The organism is Pseudomonas brassicacearum, from assembly GCF_003732175.1.
Taxonomy (GTDB): domain Bacteria; phylum Pseudomonadota; class Gammaproteobacteria; order Pseudomonadales; family Pseudomonadaceae; genus Aquipseudomonas; species Aquipseudomonas brassicacearum_G.
On the sequence record NZ_MOBI01000051.1, the window covers coordinates 1 to 4,977 of the forward strand.

Annotated in this window: 6 protein-coding genes; 3 read left to right on the forward strand and 3 right to left on the reverse strand. The window is 55.0% G+C overall.

The window, feature by feature from the left end; translation table 11 throughout:
• The 3 genes from BK658_RS29680 to BK658_RS29690 all read left to right on the forward strand — a co-directional run.
• A partial coding sequence (locus BK658_RS29680) for a DUF637 domain-containing protein (protein ID WP_185019930.1) occupies positions 1–2,541 on the forward strand: 2,541 nt, incomplete at its 5' end.
• A 10-nt stretch (positions 2,542–2,551) separates the two neighbouring features.
• Positions 2,552–2,926, forward strand: coding sequence for a barstar family protein (locus BK658_RS29685; protein WP_123585407.1), 375 nt, complete (start codon positions 2,552–2,554; stop codon positions 2,924–2,926).
• A 143-nt stretch (positions 2,927–3,069) separates the two neighbouring features.
• On the forward strand, positions 3,070–3,651 hold the full coding sequence (locus tag BK658_RS29690; protein WP_123585408.1) for a hypothetical protein: 582 nt from the start codon (positions 3,070–3,072) through the stop codon (positions 3,649–3,651).
• 273 nt (positions 3,652–3,924) lie between these two features.
• Here the strand turns inward: BK658_RS29690 and BK658_RS29695 are convergent, their stop codons facing one another.
• The 3 genes from BK658_RS29695 to BK658_RS30175 all read right to left on the reverse strand — a co-directional run.
• Entirely contained in the window at positions 3,925–4,191 is a 267-nt protein-coding gene (locus BK658_RS29695; protein ID WP_103316269.1) for a short-chain dehydrogenase, read from the reverse strand.
• Positions 4,188–4,472: a DUF3077 domain-containing protein gene (locus BK658_RS29700; protein ID WP_123585409.1), complete on the reverse strand. Its 285-nt coding sequence runs from the start codon at positions 4,470–4,472 to the stop codon at positions 4,188–4,190. Before BK658_RS29700 ends, BK658_RS29695 begins: the two co-directional genes overlap by 4 nt.
• 274 nt (positions 4,473–4,746) lie before the next feature.
• Positions 4,747–4,977: hypothetical protein (locus BK658_RS30175; RefSeq protein ID WP_221178631.1), on the reverse strand; the 231-nt coding region annotated here is incomplete at its 5' end.

Consider the following 4,977-nt stretch of genomic DNA (forward strand, 5'->3'; position numbering starts at 1 on the left):
GAGCAGCACTCGTACAGCAAAACCAAGGAAGTGAAGAGCCAGGAGGACCATGTGCACCAGGTGTCCACCAGCCTCACCGCCGGCGGCAATATTGCGCTGAGCGCGGGCAAGGACTTGACGCTGATTTCCAGCCGCATCAACGCTGGCGACGAAGCGTACCTGGTGGCGGGCGACAAGCTTGAACTGCTGGCCGCACAAGACAGCGATTACTCGCTGTATGACATGAAGAAAAAAGGCAGTTGGGGCAGCAAGAAAACCCAGCACGATGAAGTGACTCAGGTCACGAACGTAGGGAGTGAAATCAAGACCGGCGGGGACCTGACCCTGGCCAGCGGTGGGGATCAGAAATATCAGGCGGCCAAGCTTGAAAGCGGTAAGGACATCACGCTGCAAAGCGGTGGCGCCATCACCTTTGAAGGGGTGAAGGATCTGCATCAGGAGAGTCATGAGAAGAGCGATAGTGACCTTGCCTGGAACAGTGCCGAAGGCAAAGGGAACACCGACGAAACCCTACGTCAGAGCAAACTGTTGGCTAAAGGCAATCTGGTGATCAAAGCAGTCGACGGCCTGCACATCGACGTCAAGCAGATCAATCAGAACACCGTTAGCCAGACCATTGACGCAATGGTCAAGGCCGATCCGCAACTGGCTTGGCTCAAGGACGCCGAGAAGCGTGGGGATGTGGATTGGCGACAGATTAAGGAGGTGCACGACTCCTTCAAATACGACCATTCCGGACTGGGCGCCGGGGCGATGTTGGCGATCATTATTATCGTCACAGTGTTGACGGCGGGTGCGGCGAGTACCGCGGTGGCTTCTGCCAGTACGGCAATGGGAGCCTCCGCCGGTGGGACCATGGCGGCAGCTTCGGTAGCCACCGCAGCAACGGCGACTACTGCTGCGACAGCAGCCACCGCTGCGGGACTGGGTAACGTGATCGCGGCGAGCGTGTTGACCTCGATGGCCAGCACTGCGGCAGTCAGCGTAATCAACAACAAAGGAAATCTGGGCGCCACTTTCAAGGACATGACCTCTTCGGACAGCCTTAAAGGGTATGTGTTAGCGGGTGCAACGGCGGGCATTGCCTCCCAGTTTGGCTTTAATCCCACCGAGTTGAAATTTGACCAGAACATCGCCATCAAGATAGCAGCTGATTCGGTGGCCAAGACGGCGATCATGGGCGGCAGCCTGAAAGACAATCTGGTTGAGTCGGCCGTGGGGACGGGGATTAGCATCGCCGGGGCTATAGGGGCCAACAAGATCGGTGATGCCACGCTCTTTGAAAACGGCAAGTTGACGAAGGTGGCCATGCACGCCGCGCTCGGTGGCCTGATGGCCGAAGCGATGGGTGGGGATTTCCGCACTGGGGCCCTGGCCGCAGGCGCGAATGAAGCAGTAGTGGATTTTCTGGCGGACAAGTTGCTGCCGGTTGGGGTGGACAGGGGCAGCGTGGAGTACCAGCAGGGAGTGAGTAAGCTTTTGGCTGCCTCCCAGCTGATCGGGGTATTGACTGCTGCGGTTACTGGAGGGAATGCATCCGCCGCTGCTGCCGTGGCGGCAAACGGAACGCAGTACAACAATCTGGATCACCCGTCCGCCGAGCGACTGCTCAATGAACTTCAAGGATGTCGCGCTAGCGGGAACTGTAGCGAAAACGGCATTCGCGAGATTATCGGGCGATACGAAAAACTGTCGGCTGAGCGTTCGATGGCAATGAATGCCTGCCAAAGCCGTTCCTGTGTCGACGACATTCAAAATAGCGCAGTTGATTTAAATACGCCTACTGGCAAAGACCTGATCAACTTCTTGAAACACAGTGTTTCATACGATATGCCGGGATTGCTCACGGGTAATCCGGGGGCCATTGCTGTTCCTTCGCAAGGTGTTGATGGTTGGGGGGCTTTGTTTACTTCTGACAAACAAATGGCTTACGCGAAGAACCTTGCGGAAGGATGGCTGACCCCAAGCGAGCTGGCGGGCGTCGATCAGTGGGTGAAGGAAACCAGTTGGTTGGATGTCCGATTCGGGCGTCAGTTGTCCCTACAAGAGCGGGCAACCTTGCTGACCGAGCTCCAGATGACGGCTGGTATGGCGATTTTGGGGAAAAGTCCTGTTGGTGCGGGCGTCAATGGTAGCAACGCCGCCGGTAGTAGTGGGGGGAAGGGAGGGGGAGCCGGGAAAGGAAGCGGTGGAAGCAGTTTCGCATCATCCACTACGGAGTTTATCGATAACGCAACTGTGGTTGATCAAAAAACAGGTAAGGTGTACGTCGGTACCGTCGATCTGAGACCGACTCTGGAGCGTATTCAATCCGGAACACCGTATCCTCATCGTAATGATGGAAGCACATTTCAGAATCGTCCTGATAGAGTGACAGGACAAATCGCGCTACCTGTTCAACCTAGTGGTTACTACACTGAGTATGTACATCCATCTGAGGGAATCTCAGGCCCGGGTCCTCAACGGATTGTCACGGGCAAGGGGGGGGAGATTTATTACACTCCCGATCATTATGGTACTTTCATAAAACTTAATTATTGAGAGCTGATAGATGATTCCATTCAGATTTGTCTCAGGTGTAGCGGCATATGACACCTCTGAGGTTTTTTACGCCAGGCTTGAGCCAGGTATTACCAATAGTGACTATTTACTGAAAGCTATTAGCACGCTACTTTGGTTTCCTGGGTATTTTGGGCATAATTGGAATGCGCTTTATGACTGCTTGCGTGACTTTGAATGGGTGCCTTGCAATAAGGTGGTGTTAGTGCATGAGAAGTTGCCGAGTATTCCTGATGCGGAACTTAAAGTTTATCTGGAGGTTTTGCGTGATGCTGTACTTGATTGGAAATCGGGTGAGGAACATTCGTTGGAAATTGTTTTTCCTGAGTCTGATCGCGCTGAAATAGAAAGGATACTTTCCGCGTAACACTTTCGAAAAGGGGACACCCATTACTTCTGGAAAAGGGGACACCCATTAGCCGGTTTTAAGTCAAGGCTAATGGGCGTTCCTCCTGTGTTTGTAAAATACTGCTCTCAAATTAACATGACCCTCATCAAGGACGAACTCACATGCGTATGTTGGCTCTACTCTTGGCAATCTCATTTTTATCCGGCTGCGCCTCCAAGCCGGATTACTACATCTCCCCCACGCCGGTTCAGATCCCGGCGACCGCTACCTACTGGATCGACAACTTCGACCTTGAACTGGTCGGCAAGAATGAGCGGTTTATGCCGCAAGACGCGTTGCGCGAGCAGCTCAGCGTTGAGCTGATCAATCAATTGTCGAGCGCTAATCGCTATGCGACGAGCAAGGAAAGTGCCGATTACCTGCTGGATGTGAACACCGTCTACAAGCGTCGGATCGGCAACTCCAATGGTGGATTGGTGTCGGTCATCGTCGATGACAATACGATCCTCGCCAGTGTTGATTTCAGTTATCAGGTCAAGGTCAAAAAGGCCGGTGCCGAAGTTCTGCATTTTTCCAACGAGCGTGAGGGGCTGCAGCCTGCCGGTGCATTTGGTCAGCTTCGCAATATGAAGACGATGGTGGCGGCGCTGACTCACAAAGATAATTCTGACGTGGAGCCTTTCTATATCCGTACCTTGCCGACATTTATCGTGTCCGACATCAGGGATATTCCTTCGCGCTAGTTACTGCGAAAAGGAGACACCCATTAGCCAGTATCGAGTCAAGGCTAATGGGTGTCCCCTTTTTAGTGCAGATTAATTGCGACTTGGAAAGCTCCATCGTTGGGCCAACTCTAAAAACGAGCCTTACCCTCAAACAAATCGTACCCCGCGATGAAGTACATAGTTATCGCGAGGTACGCCGTTGAGCACCATCGTTTTGCAAGATTTTGCACGCTTGGCCTGAGGCTCAGTTCATCCTTCCCCGCAACGTGCGGGAGCAGCGTATGCGTTACTTCAGTGCTGCGCCCGAATCTGGCGCCCCAACACATCCATCACATCGCAGCCATCACGCAGCAGCATGGCCGCTGCGTGGGCGATTTGCTGCACGTCTGCGCCTTTGGCATGGGCAATGTCGAGGCTGGCCAGGCTTTCCATCATCTGCGTGACCGCCAGAAACCGTGCAGCGGCGTTGCTGTGCAGTACATCCAGCGGCGCTTGGGTGGCGACCAGCAGCACCGGGATATCGCAATCGTTGTTGGTCATCGGCATGTGCGGGTTCATGCGTCATCCTCCGGTTGGGCGGCATGCAGTCCGTCGATCGAAGCCTGGAGCAATGATCGGGCGGTGCCGAGCATCTGCTGGCTGGCCCAGCGTAACGAGACGATGTGTTCCGGGCGGGTGGCGGTGGGGGCTTGATGGGCGAGGGCTTCGGCGCAGCTCAGGTAGACCGAGGCGTGTTCGAGTGCGTCGAGTAACGGGATGTCGGGTTGGACGGCGAACAGGTAGTGGTCGATGTGGTCGCAGCGGGCGAAGGGGGTGGATTTTGTGGTTGGATCGGTCATGGGTGTAGCTCCTTAGTGATCAAGAGCTGCCACGCGGTCGCCGTCAAACGATAAGGTGGCAACTGTGCGCAGGTTGACGGACCGGTCTAAGGCACCCGGCGCACTCGAAAGTGCCCCGCGCACAGTCACCATTAAGTTTTGCGTCGAGCACAGAAGTGCACGAGCAAAGTTGAAGGACAGTGCGCGCCTTAAAACCACCGAGCCGTCAAACCCGATCACGAATGAGTCGTGACAGGCGCGAGGATAGGGAGTGAGGCGAGGTCAGTCAATCGGCCTACGGTCTGACGCAGGTGGTTTGTTTGTAGGTTTGTTCCGGGACTGGCGTTGATGCCAGCGTCCCCGATGCCACAACCTCAAGCACAGACTCATCAGGCGCAGGATTACCCGGCAGCTTCACTGCCTTCACGGTCAACCGTGTCCAGGGCTTACCGGCCAGCACCGTTCCGTCCAACCCGCAGAAATACCTGATCGAAACCAACCCGGTGCTCACCGACCTCAAGCAGTT